Consider the following 15,789-nt stretch of genomic DNA (forward strand, 5'->3'; position numbering starts at 1 on the left):
GAAAGTGTCATAAACTCATACAGTTTCACATTTGCAGCCCGTGGTTTTCTGGAATCTCCGTTGTGCAACCCGCATCCCGGCCGCCCGTCGCAGTAAACCGACGGCCGACCGACGCTTAGAAGCGCGGGTGGCTGCCGCGCAAAACAGCCCCGTCCTCGCCAGCCTCGCTCTTGCGGACAGTACCCAGCTCCCAAGCGTTGATGTGGCGGGCAGTCAGCAGCGCCAGGGCACGATCGCGGTCCTCTGCGGAAACAATCGCAACCATGCCGACACCCATGTTGAAGGTCTTCTCCATCTCCTCGCGGGAGACGTTGCCGAGCTCAGCAATGGTCTTGAAAATCGGACCCGGGGTCCAAGTTGCGCGGCTCATGTCGGCGGTCAGGCCTTCCGGCATGATGCGAACCATGTTGCCAGCCAATCCACCACCGGTGACGTGGCAGAAAGTGCGGACCTCGGCCTCGTTCATGAGAGCCAGGCAGTCCTTCGCATAAATCTTGGTTGGCTCCAGCAGCTCCTCACCGAGGGTGCGCCCGAAGTCCTCGACATAACCGTCGAGCTCCAGACCGGCCTTCTCCAGGAGAACGTAGCGAGCCAGCGAGTAGCCATTGGAGTGAAGTCCAGAGGACTCCATGGCGATAATGACATCGCCCTCACGCACGCGGTCCGGGCCGAGAAGCTTGTCCTCTTCCACGACACCGACGCCGGTAGCTGAGACATCGTACTCACCCGGTTCCATCACACCCGGGTGCTCTGCAGTCTCGCCACCCAGGAGCGCGCAACCCGCCTGGACACAACCCTCGGCGATGCCGGAAACGATCTCGGCGACGTGCTCCGGCACGACCTTGCCAATTGCAATGTAGTCCTGCAGGAACAGCGGCTCGGCACCGCACACGACCAGATCATCGACGACCATGGCGACCAGGTCCAGGCCAATGGTGTCGTGCTTGCCGACGGCCTGCGCCACGGCCAACTTGGTTCCCACACCATCGGAGGATGCGGCCAGCAGCGGCTTTTCGTAGTTGCCCAGTGCAAACAGGCCGGCAAAACCACCGAGCCCGCCACGGACCTCTGGGCGAGTGGCCTTCTTGGCAATCGGGGCGAATAGTTCAACGGCGCGGTCGCCGGCTTCGATGTCGACACCGGCTGCAGCGTAGGAAGCACCAGAAACGTTCTCGGTCATTAGAGGCTCTCGCTTTAAACTTTCTCCCCCGGGCGGCGTTACTGCCGTATCCGGGAGTATTGGCGGACCGGGAACAAAGCAACGGCTGCAATCCACAGCACCGCTTGCGCTTCGTTCTCGGTTCAGTTCTCGTAGTTCATTCTAAGGAGGTTTCGAGGCTAATTGCTCGTTGCGGCTTTGGCAGCCTGGGCTGCCTGCATCCTCTCCACAGCTGCCGCATTCGGATTGCCCTCCGGCAGCCCCAGCGGGTACTTGCCATCGAAGCACGCACAACAGACTTCGGTCTTTGCCTGCTCGGAAGCGGCGACCATGCCATCGATGGAGACAAATCCCAGGCTGTCGGCACCAATCGCGGTTGCGATACCGGCGACGATGTCATTCTCATCGACACCGTTGGCCAGCAGCTCGCCCGGAGAGGCGAAGTCAATGCCGTAGAAGCACGGCCATTTCACCGGCGGTGCGGCGATGCGCACGTGCACTTCCTTTGCACCGGCCTCACGCAGCATGCGGATCAGTGCGCGCTGGGTGTTGCCGCGGACGATGGAGTCATCGACCACGACCAAGCGCTTACCGGCGATAACTTCCTTCAGCGGGTTCAGCTTCAGTCGGATGCCCAGCTGACGAATCGTCTGCGAAGGCTGAATGAAGGTACGCCCCACGTAGCCGTTTTTTGTCAGCCCCTGTCCAAACGGGATGCCCGATTCCTGGGCGTAGCCAACAGCGGCCGGGGTACCGGATTCCGGAACCGGCATCACCAGGTCACCGTCAGCCGGGAACTCACGTGCCAACTGGCGGCCCAGCTCAAGACGCACCGCGTTGACGGAGCGACCACGGATGTTGGAGTCCGGGCGCGCCAGGTAGACGTACTCAAAAATGCATCCAGCGTGGGTGGTCTCGGCAAAACGCTGCGAACGCACACCGGAAGCATCAATGGTCACCATCTCGCCTGGCTCGATCTCGCGGACGAACGATGCACCGACGATATCCAGCGCGCAAGTCTCGGATGCGACTACCCAGCCACCGGACAGGCGCCCCAGGCACAGCGGGCGCACACCGTATGGGTCACGCGCGGCGTACAGGGTCTCGCCATCGGTGAAAGTAAGACAGAAAGCACCCTTCAAACGCGGCAGCAGTGCCATCGCGGCCGCTTCTACATTGGTGCTGCAGCCGTAATCTTCGGGGTGGTCAATCTTGCCGGTTTCGTCGGCAAGCAAAGTGGTCATGATTGCGGAGTCACTGGGCAGCTCGCCCTCTTCACGCAGTAAACCTTTGTCGACCGCCTCATGGAACAGCGTGAGGTGGTTGGTCAGGTTGCCGTTGTGCCCCAGCGCGATGTCCGTGCCGTCAGAGGCCATCTGGAACATCGGCTGTGCATTCTCCCACGCAGGAGCGCCGGCGGTGGTGTAGCGCGTGTGCCCCACCGCTACGTGCCCCTTCAGGGCGTCGAGCGTCTGCTCATCAAAAACCTGGGAAACAAGTCCCAGGTCCTTGAATACGAGAATTTGGTCGCCGTCGCCGACTGCGATACCGGCGGCTTCCTGGCCGCGATGCTGCAGGGCAAACAGGCCATAGTAGGTGAGTTTGGACACGTCTTCGCCAGGTGCCCAAACGCCAAAAACGCCACATTCTTCGCGCGGGGATGTCTCTCCCAGATCGTCGTAAGGCGAAATTGGCAAAAGTTTGGACTTTGGTGCACCTGAAATGTTGGTATCGGCCACGACATTCACACTAATAGCCCCACCCGCCTAGGCACCAATTCAGCATCCCCCCACGGGCTTTAAGAAATGCGCGCCACCGGCAGATGATTCCCAATTTCCGCCGCGCGCGTGCCCGACATATCGATGTGCGCCTGCACCTGCTCTAACGTGATCATTCCGCACGCGAGTCCCAGCCAAATCTCCGGCGACATCTCCACGACATTGGGCGGCGTACCGCGCGTGTGCCTGGGCCCCTCAATGCACTGGACCGCGACGAAGGGCGGCACGCGCACCTCGACGCTATGCCCCGGAGCCTCTTGGGCGAGCATCCGCACGGACAGACGTACCGCTTTGGCAAGGCTCGCACGGCTTAACGACGACCCCTGCGCCCCATCCGGCCCGATGAAGGAGGCAGCCTCTTGGTCAGATAGCAATTCGCGACCGAGAAGCCGTTGCGCCGCCCAGGGTGCGGCGGTGGAAAGAGCGCTGCGAACGTCGAAAGGCGAGATTTTGGATACCATAACCTCATCCTAGAGTTATGCTTTCATATATGGATACGCAGTCAACTGAAAAAGCTGAACAGGTGCATGCTCCAGCGTCACCATCTCTTGTACTCCGTTTTATGGCGTCGCCGACCGATGTCATTATGGCCGGAACCAATTCCGTCCACGGCGGCCGTGTGTTGCAGTGGATTGACAAGGCCGCTTACGCCTGCGCGACCGGCTGGTCGGGACGCTACTGCGTGACTGCGTACTTCGGTCACATTCACTTCACTCGCCCGATTCCCAGTGGCCACATTGTTGAGGTGCGCTCCAAGATTGCGCATACCGGTCGCAGTTCCATGCACATCGTCAATGAGGTGCTCTCGGCTGATCCGCGCGAGGGCAAGTTCACCCGCGCAGCTGACTGCCTGGTGATCTTCGTGGCCATGGATGAAAACGGTAAGTCGACTCCGGTGCCGAAGTGGGTGCCGCAAACAGAGGAAGAGGAGCGCGTTGAGAAGGCCGCTCTTTCCCGTTTTGAGCTTCGCCGCGACATCGAGGCCAGCATGCGCGCGCAGACCTACTCCGCGGACTCTTCCGCACCCGAACTGACCACTCGTTTCCTGGCAAAGCCGACCGATGTTAACTGGGGCGGAAACGTCCACGGCGGCACCGCCATGGAGTGGATTGACGAGGCTGCGACGGCAGTTACCACCAACTGGGCAGGTCGCCAGACCATTTCTGTCTACGCAGGTGGTATTCGCTTCTACAGCCCAATCCACATTGGCGACCTGGTTGAGGTGCGCGCACGCATCCTGCGTACAGGCACGACCTCGATGCATCTGTCGGTGCAGGTCTACTGCTGTGAGCCCCGCAAGGGTGTCGGCGGCCTGCGCAAGGCACTGCATTCGACCATGACTTATGTCGCAATTGATGACGATTTCAACCCGCAGCCGGTACCGCACTTCCAGCCGACGACGGATGAGGACAAGCGCCTGCACGCTCACGATCTGTCACTGAAGGCGTTGCGTGACAAGTACAGCCCACTGCCGCTGATTGAGCGCGAACAGGACTAAGCCGCCTGGCCGCCCGGCTTCCTGTTTTTCCACCAGATGGATAGGAACATCCAGCCAATCAGCGCGAAGGTGATGTAGGTGACGTACCGGTCAATCGTCTGCAGGGAGCCCTGGATGCTTGGGCCAAACTTCAGGCCCAAGTACAGGTAGAAGCACTTGAGCATTGCGGCACAGAGGAAGAGGTACACGCCTACTACCCAGCCGCGCACCTTCGCAATACCACCGATGGCCACGACAATCGTGGCCGGAATCGGCGAGAATGGCACAAACGATGCCAGCACACTCAGCCCGATGCGTTCATAGATGAAGTTCTCCATCTTCTTAAACCATCGCGGTGGGTGTCCGCCGAAACTCATCGTTATGAATTCCGTGCCCCACTTCTTGCCCATCCAGTAGAAGAACGGCATGAACTTGATTGTCGAAAGCGCCGCAATCACTACAACAGCGAAGAGGAAGAGCGGCCGGTCCTCGTTTTCCGACGCGAGAATCAGCACCGACAGATTCGATCCTGTCAGCCATGTGTGCAAGAACGTGTACTTGAGCAGCAAGACCGCACGGAACGGGATGATTGCAAAGCCGTACACGGCAACCAGCATCAGCGATGCATAGAGAAGCTTGTCTATTTTGTCCGGCTCACGCAGGAAGCTCGGCAGATCCTCACGAGGGTCGTGCTCGGCCTCGTTACGCATGTCGGGGGAAGTCATGAACCACAGTTTAACTGCACGCCCTCTTCCGCAGCAGGAGCCGCAGACTAGGCCATTACGTACGGCCTCAGACGCACTCGCCAAGGACGAGCGCAGCGCCGCCTACTATCCTGGGAAGATATGACCACCGATTCACCCGCGCCTGTGCCCGCACAGCAGCCTCATGCAGCACGGTCTGAGTCTTCCTCACCATCGCTTGACGACGGCCAGGAGAACGCATCCTCACCGAGCATGCTGCAACGTGTTCGCGCCGCTATCCCGCCTGTGTCCATCCTGGTACTGACGGCGGTATTCCTCTTCGCCGGGTGGTTCACGCTCTTCGGTCCTATCAATGTTCTGGCGTGGCGTGGTGGCACGTTCCCCCGCACCGAGGCAGACCGCCCTTACTATCAGCAGGCTCTGAAGGATGTTGCGCGCTATCAGTACGAGGAGCAGCCCTCCCCTGAGGTTTACTTCGGCCTGGCGTGTGGTGCTACTGATGACGACATCCGCAGCGTTATCCCCAAGGTCGGCGAGCACCCGAATTCAGACGCAGACCCAACTGCTGATGCAGATGCCGTCGCCGCCGCTGCTGCCACCAGGCCGGGTTCTGCACCTGCGGCTGCGAACGAGACTTCGAAACTGAATCCAAACCTTGACGCATTCGGCAACACGGTCGACTGCTCCGGTTCCTGGACTGCGCCATTCTTGTCATTCCTGCTCGCTTCCGCGGGTGTTCCGGTCTTTGATACGCCCGAGGATTCGGCTGCCACAACCGAGAACCCATGGCTGGTTACGGATGTCGAACAGCTCATGGATGCCTACAAGGCACATGATGCTTTCGTCACCGACAAGGACTTCTCTCCTCAGGTGGGTGACATCATTTTCTACCGCTACCCCGCAGGCCTTGGGGTGCACGCCAACATGGTTGTCGCGGTTCAGGGGGACTGGGTCACCATCGGTGGCGATGAGCTTGGCAAGGTCGGTCTAGCTAGCATGACCCTGCGCAACCGAGGTGGCATCGTGGGTTACGGTGCCACGGGCTACTTCGAGCAAGCACCGCTGGACGCCACCAAATAGCCAAGTTTAAATAGGCAAGTTTTCCTCGATGAGGTCGCGCAGAGTGTCGTCGTCAGGCGAGACCTTGGAGCGGAAACGGCCGATGACCTCACCCTCGGGCGAGACAACGAACTTTTCGAAGTTCCACTTCACATCCCCAGCCTCGCCGTCGGCGTCCGGGGTTTCCTTCAACAGCTTGTACAGTGGGTGCGCGCCATCGCCGTTGACCTTCGTCTTTTGGAAGAGCGGGAAGGTAACGCCGAATTCGCGCTGGCAGAACTGCTTGATTTCCTCGGCGTTGCCGGGCTCTTGCCCACCGAACTGATTGCAGGGGAAGCCGAGGACGAAGAAGCCACGGGGTGCGAATTCGTCGAAAAGTCCTTGCAGATCGTCGTACTGATCCGTGAAACCGCACTCCGAGGCGGTGTTGACGATAAGCAGAACGTGGCCTGCCCAGTCATTCATCGTTGCTTCGTTGCCGTCGATGGTGGTCACTGGGATGTCGAAGAGATTGCTCATAAACCCCACACTAGGGCAGTGCCCCGATAGCCGTCAGAGGTAGCGACTAGCCGACCTGCTCCATACCTTCAAAGAGCTCGCGGCCCAGCGGCACCGAAGAGTGGTTGACCGGCTGCGCACCCCCATCGACCGCCTGGTCAATGATGCCGACAACATCCTGGCGTAGCTTGTGCTCCCGCAGTTTCAAAGCGTTGACGGAGATGCGCACCGCGCGGCCCTTCTCCAGCGAGCGCTGCACCGAGGAGCGCACCGCACGGCGCCACCAACCGGCGCCGCCGAAGCCCTCGCCGATAGCCAGCACGCGAGTCGGATCAACAGCACCAGTGGTCAGGTCGCGGACACCATTTCGGTCCGCTGCCACACGGAAGCCCAGCTCCGGCAGCACGTTCATGGTCTCTGGCGACATGGTCCACTTCGGCGGTGCAAAGACGTCCGTCTCAAAACCCATCGCACGCATCTGGCGCGTTGCGGCGGTCAGGCGCAAACGCGCTTCATGTTCGCTTAACGACGCAAATTCCGCGCCCCGGCCTCGAACTGACTGATCAAACCCCGCGAGAACAATCTCGATGCCGTCATCGCTACGACGGCGGAGCCAATCCAGCACCGCCGGAGCTTCCCGCAACGACCAGTTTTTACCCGCATGCGGCGCTACCAGCAGAGACGGTGTAATACCGCGCTGTTCCATCGCTGCCACGAAACGAGCGACGTCGAGCAATGTGCCATCGCGCAAACCCGACACCGACACCAAAAGCGGCGAACCGACCTCACCACCGTCAACAGTTACGAGCTCTTTGCCCGCTGGACGAATGACCTGGTCGGTCGTCCGAATCTGTTCTTGCACCCCACTGCCTGCCATGGATTCAACAAAAACAGGCGTATGTAAATTTTTGGTAACGGAGAGGACAAGGCTTGGAGAATACTCAGAAGCCTTTCAAGTAAGAGTTCAAAAAGCGCCATCGCAGGGCATCAATTCGCGTCTGCAGCGCGGATTATCCCCAATGCACAACCTCATCGAGCGCCAGTCCCTTGCGCCAACCGAACTTCTCCAAGTCACGCTCCTCGGCCAGGTGCGTTACTGGACCAATGCACAGCCAGGCCACCGGGCGCACGGGTGCCTCGACACCGACAAAGTCAGCCAGGAAATCCTCATGGTAGAAACTGACCCAGCCGACGCCGAGCCCCTCTGCCGTAGCAGCCAGCCACAGATTCTGAATAGCCAGCGCGACTGACATGAGGCCGGTGTCATCGACGGTGTCGCGGCCGAGAATGCTCTTGCCGCCACGGGTCGGGTCATAGGTGACGACGATGCCCGTTCCCGAGTCCACAATTCCTTCAATCTGAATCGGATTGAAGGTCTCACGCCGCTCGCCTTCGAGCTTGGCCGCGAATTCAGCGCGGCGTCCGGCTACGTGGTCGGCAAACTGCCGCAGGCGGTCCGGGCTCTGAATGATATGAAAGTCCCATGGTTGGGACAGCCCCACCGATGGGGCAGCGTGGGCCGCCGCCAACACGCGCATCAATCGCTCCCTGTCCACCACTTCTCCGGCGAATTCGCGGCGCACATCCCGCCGCCGAAAAAGGGTGTGGTAGACGGCCAACTGATCGTCGGAAAGCGAATCGGTGTCAAAACCCTGCGCTGCCAGCAGCGTGCGCATATCCATGCCGTTACTCCACCGCACCAGCAGTGTGGACAATCCAGGCGTACTCGAAGGCAGTCTGACGCCAACGTTCGTAACGACCGGAAACACCACCATGACCAGCGGACATCTCGGTCTTGAGCAGGAACTGCCCCGGCTGACCTCCGGCAACCTCGCGCAGCTTGGCAATCCACTTTGCCGGCTCCACGTAGAGCACGCGGGTGTCGTTCAAACTAGTAATCGCGAGAATCTTCGGGTATTTCGCATCGGCCGAGATGTTCTCGTACGGCGCGTAGGAGGCCATGTAGTCGTAGACCTCCGGGTCGTGGTAGGGATCGCCCCACTCATCCCACTCCACCACGGTCAGCGGCAGCTCTGGCATCAGCATGGACGTCAGGCAGTCGACAAACGGGACCACGGCCTGAATGCCCGCGAACCTATCGCCAGCAATGTTTGCGACCACGCCCATCAGCATGCCACCCGCCGAACCGCCGAGTGCTACCAGCTGCTCGCGCGTGGTCCAACCGGAATCCAGCAGGTAGTCAGCGACGGCGACGAAGTCAGTGAACGTGTTCTTCTTCGTGGTTGCGCGGCCGTTCTCCCACCAGCCACGACCCATCTCGCCACCACCGCGGACGTGTGCAATGACAAAGATCATCCCGCGATCCAGCAGCGAGAGCCGCGCGATGGAAAAGCCCGGATCCATCGACGATTCATAGGAGCCGTAGCCGTAGAGGAGCGTCGGATTCGGCTTGCTCAGGTCCAGGTCCGCGCGGTGGATGATCGATACCGGAATCTGGGCACCGTCGGCTGCACTCACCCATTCACGCTTGGCGACGTAATCACCGCGATTAAACTCCCCGCGAATCTTCTGCTCCTTGAGCAGCACTCGCTTGCCAGAGGCAATGTCAATCTGCCAGAGCTGCGACGGCGTGGTGAAGGAGCCGTAAGCGTAGCGCAACACCGGGGTGTCCCATTCAGCGTTGCCGGTAGTGCCTGCGGAATAGAGCTCTTCGTCGAAGTCGAGCTCGACGAAGTTCACAGCGGACGCTGGCACTGGAACAGCAGCATCGCCTGTATCAGAGATATCACCAGCGGAGCCAGCACCATCCTCGTCATGATCCAATACCGCCAGCGCCACACGGCCAATACCGCCGCGACGGTAGCCAAACGCGATGTGGCCAGCGAAGCAGTCGACGCCCTCAACGCGGACGTCATCGCGGTGAGGAACCAGCTCAGTGAGCTCTGAAACGCTGTCGAAAGACCCCACTGGCACCATGGCCAGTGCGAAGCTCGAGCCAGTCATATTGTGTGTAATCAGCCACATATCCCGGCCGCTGATGACGGCGTGGTCGATGTCGTATTCAACACCGGCCTCGCGCGGGCGCACGCAGGTAAACTCACCGGTCGGGTCACTGGCGTCCAGGTACCAAACCTCGGAGGTAATCTTCGAGGAGCTCTCAATAATCAGGTACTTTTCGCTGCGTACCGTACCGACTCCGACCCAGTAGGCCTCATCGGGCTCATGGAAGACACAGACGTCATCCTCGGTGGAGGTGCCCACGCGGTGACGCCACACGGAATCCGGCCGCCAGGCTTCGTCGACCTTCTGGTAGAAGATCCACTCGGAGCCGACCCAGGTAGCACCTGCGGCGATGCCCGCAATTTCGTCGTCAAGCAGTTCGCCCGTACGCAAATCCTTTACGCGCAGCGTGTAGCGCTCGTCGCCTGTGACGTCGGTGGAATAGGCCAGCAGATTGCCGTCCGCGGAGACGCTCGCTGCGCCGAGGGCGAAGAAATCATGGCCTTCGGCCAGCTCGTTGGCATCCAGGATGACCTGTTCTCCTGGTGCCGGGGCATCGTCGGCGATGGTCGGCGGAGTCCACGCGGCAAGACCGTCACCGGCCTCCGCACGCACGCGACAGCTCATCCCGTAGGACTTACCCTCCTGCGTGCGCGAGTAGTACCACCAGCCATTAAGGCGAGTTGGGACCGACATATCGGTCTCCTGCACGCGCGACTTGATCTCCTTAAAAATCGCGTCCGCGGTGCCGTCAAGATCGGAGGTAAAAGCCTCCGTATAGGCATTTTCAGCCTCTAGGTATTCGATAACCTCGGAGTTTTCCTTATCGCGGAGCCACTCGAAGTTATCGGTGAAGTCCCTTCCGTGGAAGGACCGAGTCACCGGCTTCCGTTGTGCACGGGGTGCAGGCAAATCCTTTTTTGCAGGCTTGCCGACGGATGCCGAGTCCAAGGTCACTTCGCTCACGCAGGTTCTCCAATCCAGTCCGAGAAGCGGCGGCCCGACAGTCGTTCGTAGGCCTCGACGTACCGCTCGCGAGTTGCTTCCACAACACTACCCGGCAGCGCTGGCGGCGGAGTGCCCTCGTCCTTCTTCCAGCCGGACTTGGAGCAGGTCAGCCAGTTTCGTACGTACTGCTTGTCAAAGCTCGGGTTAACCGAACCCTCCTGGTAGGAGTCGGCTGGCCAGTAGCGGGAGGAGTCCGGGGTGAGAACCTCGTCGGCCAGCACCAGATTGCCGTCGGAGTCGAGACCGAACTCGAACTTGGTGTCGGCCAGGATGATGCCGCGCTCAGCAGCCAGTTCAGCAGCCTGGGTGTAGATACGCAGGGTGGCATCGCGCAGCTCTTCGGCGCGCTTCTGCCCCAGGGACTCCACAACGGCGTCGAAGGAGACATTCTCGTCGTGCTCGCCCAGTTCGGCCTTGGTGGCCGGGGTGAAAATCGGTTCTGGCAACTTGGAGCCCTCGACGAGGCCCTCTGGCAGCTCAATGCCACAGACAGTGCCGTTTTCCTTGTACTCGACCAGACCAGAGCCGGTCAGGTAGCCACGTGCGACGCACTCGAATGGCAGCATGTCCAGCTTCTTGCACACCAGCGCACGGCCGAGGCACTCCTCCGGAATGCGCTCATCGTCAGCCGGGCCAGCCATGTGGTTCGGGAAGTCAATCTCATCGAAGAAGAACACGCTCATCGCGGTGAGCACTCGACCCTTGTCAGGAATCGGGGTCTCCAGAATGTGGTCGAAGGCAGAAATACGGTCACTGACCACAAGCAGCAGAGTCTCAGGGTCAATCTCGTAGATTTCCCGGACCTTGCCCGCGGAAAGATGGTTATACGAGGAAAGTTCAGGTCGCATGGCGATAAAGTCTAAACCCCTATACGCCTTTGCACTCTATTGATACCTCCGGCCGCCACCCCAACTAGTGGGGATTGACGCAATTACCGTCGTCAAGCGGGAAAACTTTTGAGATTCCGCAGTGCTGCCCATCGAATTTTTCACAGGTGGACGACGGTGTTTACCCCTCACCTCCCCCGCTCGGTAGATGACTGGGCAAAAATATTTCTAAAAACGTGACAGAAAACACCGATACCAGTATTGTCTAAATTTAGTAATTCACGTCACACTTCAAGGATTTTGAAGGGAACAATCACATGGCAGCTCAGGCCAACAATAACTCTCTGCGCCGCGCAGTCGTCGTCGGCGGTAACCGCATTCCGTTCGCTCGTTCTAATAAGGAATACGCTAACGAGTCGAACCAGGACATGCTGACCGCTGCAATCGACGGTCTCGTCGCCCGCTTCGGTATCGGCGGCGAGCGCCTCGGCGCAGTCTCCGCCGGCGCTGTGCTGAAGCACTCCCGTGACTTTAACCTCACCCGTGAGTGTGTCCTCGGCTCCGCACTGGCGCCGGACACCCCGGCTTTCGACATTCAGATGGCATGTGCCACCGGCATGGAAGCCCTCAACTCTGTCTCCAACATGATCAAGCTGGGCCAGATTGACTCCGCCATCGCCGGCGGCGTGGACACCACCTCCGACGCTCCGATTGCTGTCAACGACCGTCTGCGCAAGATCCTGCTGGAGGCCAGCCGCCAGAAGTCCACTCTGGACATGGCAAAGGTCTTCCTGAAGGCTCGTCCGTCCGACCTGGCTCCAGACACTCCGTCGACCGGCGAGCCGCGCACTGGCCTGTCCATGGGTGAGCACCAGGCCATCACCACCGCCAAGTGGGGCGTTACCCGTGCTGAGCAGGACGAGCTCGCCGCCGCTTCCCACCAGAACATGGCAAACGCTTACGACGAGGGCTTTTTCACTGACCTCGTCACCCCGTACAAGGGCGTTTCCCGCGATACCAACATGCGCCCGGACTCCACCCCGGAGAAGCTGGCCAAGCTCAAGCCAGTCTTCGGCCGCGGTCTGGAAGCAGAGCCGACCATGACCGCCGGTAACTCCACTCCGCTTACCGACGGCGCCTCTGCCGTCCTCGTCTCCACCCCGGAGTGGGCCGCTGAGCGCGGTCTGCCGGTGCTTGCCGACGTCGTCGATTCCGAGGCAGCCGCAGTTGACTTTGTCCACGGCGACGAGGGTCTGCTGATGGCTCCGGCTTACGCCACCCCGCGCCTGCTGGCCCGCAACGGCTGGACCTTCGACGACTTCGACTTCTTCGAGATCCACGAGGCTTTCGCCGGCACCGTCCTGTCCACTATGAAGGCATGGGAGGACGAGGAGTTCTGCCGTACCAAGCTCGGACTGGAAGGCCCGCTGGGCTCGATTCCGCGCGAGAAGCTCAACGTCAAGGGCTCTTCCCTGGCAGCCGGCCACCCATTCGCCGCTACCGGCGGCCGCATTGTGGCAGCCCTCGCCAAGATGCTGCGCCAGAAGGCAGACGAGACCGGCAAGACCACTCGCGGCCTGATTTCTGTCTGTGCCGCGGGCGGCCAGGGTGTTGTCGCAGTTCTCGAGGCTCGCGTCTAAAAGCGCACCACCGATAAAGACACTTTTACTTTCAAGGAGAATTTTCCATGACCGATAAGTACCAGGAACTCGTCAACGGTGGTCCGCTCACTGGACTGGCTAAAGCAGCTGGCCTGCCACAGCCACCGTTCCTGCGCCGCCACAAGCCGGGCGGTCCGCTGCTGAACAACGACAAGGTGCTCGTCACCGGCGAGGGTGCAGATGCAGACGCAGTTGCAGCTCAGCTGACAGAGTGGGGCCTGCAAGTTCGTCGTGGCAACGCCGCTGACGACAAGATTGGTGCCATTGTCCTCGTCGCCACCGAGGCTAAGCGCCCGTCAGAGCTGCAGGGCCCAGTGCTCGCTGCTGCAAAGCACATGCGCAAGCTGGACAAGGGTGGCCGCATCGTCACCGTCTCCCGCGCCAAGGATGCTCACCACAACGCAACCCCGGCCGAGGTCGCTGAGAACGCTGTCGCCGGTGGTATCGAGGGCCTGATTCGCTCCCTCGGCCACGAGGTTCGTGGCGGCTCAACCGCCAACGGCATCCTCGTTGCTCCGGGTGTCTCAGTCACCGCACCGTCCGTGATTTCCTCCCTGCACTTCTTCCTCTCCGGCCGCTCGGCCTTCATCGACGGCCAGTTCCTCCGCGTCACCTCCGACGCTGGCGAGATCCCGTCCGACTGGGATAAGCCGCTGGCTGGCAAGGTTGCCGCTGTCACCGGTTCCGCCCGTGGTATCGGTGCCGCTATCGCTCGCCAGCTCAAGGCTGACGGCGCAGAGGTCATCGTCATCGACGTTCCACAGGCTGGCGAGGCTCTGTCCAAGGTTGCCAACGAGCTCGGTGGCCTGGCTCTGCAGCAGGACATCACTGCCGACGACGCCGGCAACGCCATTGCCGATGCCGCTGTAGCCCGCTACGGTCGCCTGGACATCGTCATCCACAACGCAGGCATCACCCGCGACAAGATGTTCGCCAACATGGACGAAGCCAAGTGGGGCTCGGTCATCGCCGTCAACATCGAGTCTCAGCTGAAGATGAACGAGCAGCTGCTGAACCACAAGGCCTTCGAGAAGGCTCCGCGTATTGCCACCATGGCTTCCACCTCCGGTATCGCAGGTAACCGCGGTCAGACCAACTACGCCACCTCCAAGGCCGGTGTTATCGCAATGGTCGAGGCTTACGCTGAGGAGTTCGCTAAGCGCGGCGGCAACATCAACGCTGTTGCTCCGGGCTTCATCGAGACCGACATGACCGCTGCTATTCCGTTCGTCAACCGCCAGGTTGCTCGACGCGTGAACTCGCTGCAGCAGGGTGGCCAACCGGGCGATGTCGCCCAGGCAATCGCCTTCCTGGTCTCCGACCGCGCTCTCGGCGTCAATGGTCACGTCCTGCGCGTCTGCGGTCAGAACATCGTCGGCGCCTAAGCGAAGTCGCGGCTTCCGCATAGGCTCCCGATAAGGAGGAAAGAGGAAAACTTATGGCTAAGACCCTGGATGCCATTCCCAATCTGGTTCCGCTCTACGCCAAGGCAGCTGCTGGTTCGGCGAAGAAACGCCCGAACTCCACCGAAATCAAGGTCGATGAACTAGTGGTCAAGGGCGTCACTGTCGATGCCGACCGTGACCAGGACTTCCGCGACGTCGTTGGCGCTCCGAAGTCTGAACAGGCTTTCTTCGGCCACATCCACGCCCTAATCATGCCCATCCAGATGGAGCTAATGGCTGCGGATGATTTCCCGCTGCCGATGATGGGCCTGGTCCACACCGAGAACACCTACCGCGAAATCTCGCCTGTCACACTCGGTGGCAAAGTTGATATCGCGGTGAAGGTTGCCGCATTCCGCGCTCACCGCTCGGGCACTGAGGTTGTTCTGGAGTCAACTGTTACATCGTCCACATCCGGCGCCACCTTGGTCGAGGAGCAGTCGGTGTATCTGGCCAAGGGCGTTCGCCTGAAGGATGCCGAGGGCTTCGAAGAGGTCCAGGCACAGCGTGAGGCCATCAAGTCCGGCGCCGAGACCATCAAACGCGAGCAGTTCAAGGTTCCCTTCCCCACCGCTCAGTGGAAGCTGGCTGGCAACACCGGCCGCAAGTGGGCCAAGGTTTCCGGTGACTGGAACCCGATTCACATCACCTCTGTCTCCGCGAAGGCTCTGGGCATGCCAGCAGCGATTGCACACGGCATGTACACCGCCTCCCGCGCGCTGGCTGAGGCACAGGTTCTGCCGGGTCAGTCGTACGAGTTCCAGATTTCCTTCGGTGCGCCGGTCGTTCTGCCGACCACCATCAATGTCGCACTCACCCACACCGGTGACGGTGCAGGTGCTGCTCACAACCTGACTGAGGGCAGCTCCAACATCGGCCGCGCAGTCAACATTGTCGCGTGGGATCGCAAGAAGAAGCGTCCGCACTTCACCGGAAGTGTTCGTCCGCTGAAGTAGTTGACACGAAAGCGCTGTAGAAAACGCCGCGCTTTGGAAAACCAGTCTCCTCATTGACTGGACCTTTCCAAAGCGTGGCGTTTTTGTTTTCCCAGTTGTGCTTTTGCCGAGGGCACCACTGGCATGCCCCCCCCCCCAGAGAGACACCGTCTCCTTCCCCCCCCCCGCCGGCAACCCCGCCACTTTCTCGCCTTGATAGTTAGCTGCTGGATTTTTCCGCCGTTAATGCAGAGTCGCGGCTTTACTTCGCAGTTGC

General features: G+C 60.6%; 14 protein-coding genes. 5 read left to right on the plus strand and 9 right to left on the minus strand.

The window, feature by feature from the left end; all coding sequences use genetic code 11:
* Positions 1–115 precede the first annotated feature (115 nt).
* The 3 genes from purM to HMPREF1206_RS00225 all read right to left on the minus strand — a co-directional run bounded on the left by purM (position 116) and on the right by HMPREF1206_RS00225 (position 3,398).
* Entirely contained in the window at positions 116–1,180 is a 1,065-nt protein-coding gene (purM, locus tag HMPREF1206_RS00215; protein WP_016421389.1) for a phosphoribosylformylglycinamidine cyclo-ligase, read from the minus strand.
* A 158-nt stretch (positions 1,181–1,338) separates the two neighbouring features.
* Positions 1,339–2,907, minus strand: a complete 1,569-nt coding sequence (gene purF, locus HMPREF1206_RS00220; protein WP_016421390.1) for an amidophosphoribosyltransferase — start codon at positions 2,905–2,907, stop codon at positions 1,339–1,341.
* A gap of 50 nt (positions 2,908–2,957) precedes the next feature.
* Complete coding sequence (locus HMPREF1206_RS00225) at positions 2,958–3,398, minus strand: sterol carrier family protein (protein ID WP_016421391.1); 441 nt, start codon at positions 3,396–3,398, stop codon at positions 2,958–2,960.
* A gap of 29 nt (positions 3,399–3,427) precedes the next feature.
* Between HMPREF1206_RS00225 and HMPREF1206_RS00230 the strand changes: the two genes are divergently transcribed.
* A complete protein-coding gene (locus HMPREF1206_RS00230) occupies positions 3,428–4,435 on the plus strand; it encodes an acyl-CoA thioesterase (RefSeq protein ID WP_016421392.1) in 1,008 nt (335 codons plus the stop codon).
* On the opposite strand, the gene HMPREF1206_RS00235 is transcribed toward HMPREF1206_RS00230, so the two are convergent.
* Complete coding sequence (locus HMPREF1206_RS00235) at positions 4,432–5,139, minus strand: hypothetical protein (RefSeq protein WP_016421393.1); 708 nt, start codon at positions 5,137–5,139, stop codon at positions 4,432–4,434. The two genes, HMPREF1206_RS00230 and HMPREF1206_RS00235, sit on opposite strands and share 4 nt — an antisense overlap.
* 120 nt (positions 5,140–5,259) lie before the next feature.
* Here HMPREF1206_RS00235 and HMPREF1206_RS00240 point away from each other — a divergent pair, with 120 nt between their 5' ends.
* Positions 5,260–6,198, plus strand: a complete 939-nt coding sequence (locus HMPREF1206_RS00240) for a hypothetical protein (RefSeq protein ID WP_042388202.1) — start codon at positions 5,260–5,262, stop codon at positions 6,196–6,198.
* A gap of 6 nt (positions 6,199–6,204) precedes the next feature.
* On the opposite strand, the gene HMPREF1206_RS00245 is transcribed toward HMPREF1206_RS00240, so the two are convergent.
* From HMPREF1206_RS00245 to HMPREF1206_RS00265, 5 genes are all read right to left on the minus strand, one after another.
* Positions 6,205–6,696: a glutathione peroxidase gene (locus HMPREF1206_RS00245; RefSeq protein ID WP_016421395.1), complete on the minus strand. Its 492-nt coding sequence runs from the start codon at positions 6,694–6,696 to the stop codon at positions 6,205–6,207.
* Between the two features lie 46 nt (positions 6,697–6,742).
* Positions 6,743–7,552, minus strand: a complete 810-nt coding sequence (locus HMPREF1206_RS00250; RefSeq protein ID WP_222865203.1) for a polysaccharide deacetylase family protein — start codon at positions 7,550–7,552, stop codon at positions 6,743–6,745.
* A 133-nt stretch (positions 7,553–7,685) separates the two neighbouring features.
* A complete protein-coding gene (bluB, locus tag HMPREF1206_RS00255; protein WP_016421397.1) occupies positions 7,686–8,357 on the minus strand; it encodes a 5,6-dimethylbenzimidazole synthase in 672 nt (223 codons plus the stop codon).
* A gap of 4 nt (positions 8,358–8,361) precedes the next feature.
* Positions 8,362–10,593: a S9 family peptidase gene (locus tag HMPREF1206_RS00260; RefSeq protein ID WP_369707168.1), complete on the minus strand. Its 2,232-nt coding sequence runs from the start codon at positions 10,591–10,593 to the stop codon at positions 8,362–8,364.
* Positions 10,594–10,598: 5 nt separating this feature from the next.
* Complete coding sequence (locus tag HMPREF1206_RS00265) at positions 10,599–11,492, minus strand: phosphoribosylaminoimidazolesuccinocarboxamide synthase (RefSeq protein ID WP_016421399.1); 894 nt, start codon at positions 11,490–11,492, stop codon at positions 10,599–10,601.
* A gap of 296 nt (positions 11,493–11,788) precedes the next feature.
* On the opposite strand from HMPREF1206_RS00265, the gene HMPREF1206_RS00270 reads away from it, so the two are divergent.
* Genes HMPREF1206_RS00270 through HMPREF1206_RS00280 form a run of 3 tightly spaced genes read left to right on the plus strand, consistent with a single transcriptional unit; the run spans position 11,789 to position 15,533 of the window.
* Positions 11,789–13,111, plus strand: a complete 1,323-nt coding sequence (locus tag HMPREF1206_RS00270; RefSeq protein ID WP_016421400.1) for an acetyl-CoA C-acetyltransferase — start codon at positions 11,789–11,791, stop codon at positions 13,109–13,111.
* A gap of 47 nt (positions 13,112–13,158) precedes the next feature.
* On the plus strand, positions 13,159–14,517 hold the full coding sequence (locus HMPREF1206_RS00275; protein WP_016421401.1) for a 3-oxoacyl-ACP reductase: 1,359 nt from the start codon (positions 13,159–13,161) through the stop codon (positions 14,515–14,517).
* Between the two features lie 53 nt (positions 14,518–14,570).
* On the plus strand, positions 14,571–15,533 hold the full coding sequence (locus tag HMPREF1206_RS00280; RefSeq protein WP_016421402.1) for a MaoC/PaaZ C-terminal domain-containing protein: 963 nt from the start codon (positions 14,571–14,573) through the stop codon (positions 15,531–15,533).
* Positions 15,534–15,789: the final 256 nt, after the last annotated feature.

The sequence above is a fragment of the Corynebacterium sp. HFH0082 genome (assembly GCF_000411235.1).
In the GTDB taxonomy this organism is placed as follows: Bacteria; Actinomycetota; Actinomycetes; order Mycobacteriales; family Mycobacteriaceae; genus Corynebacterium; species Corynebacterium jeikeium_D.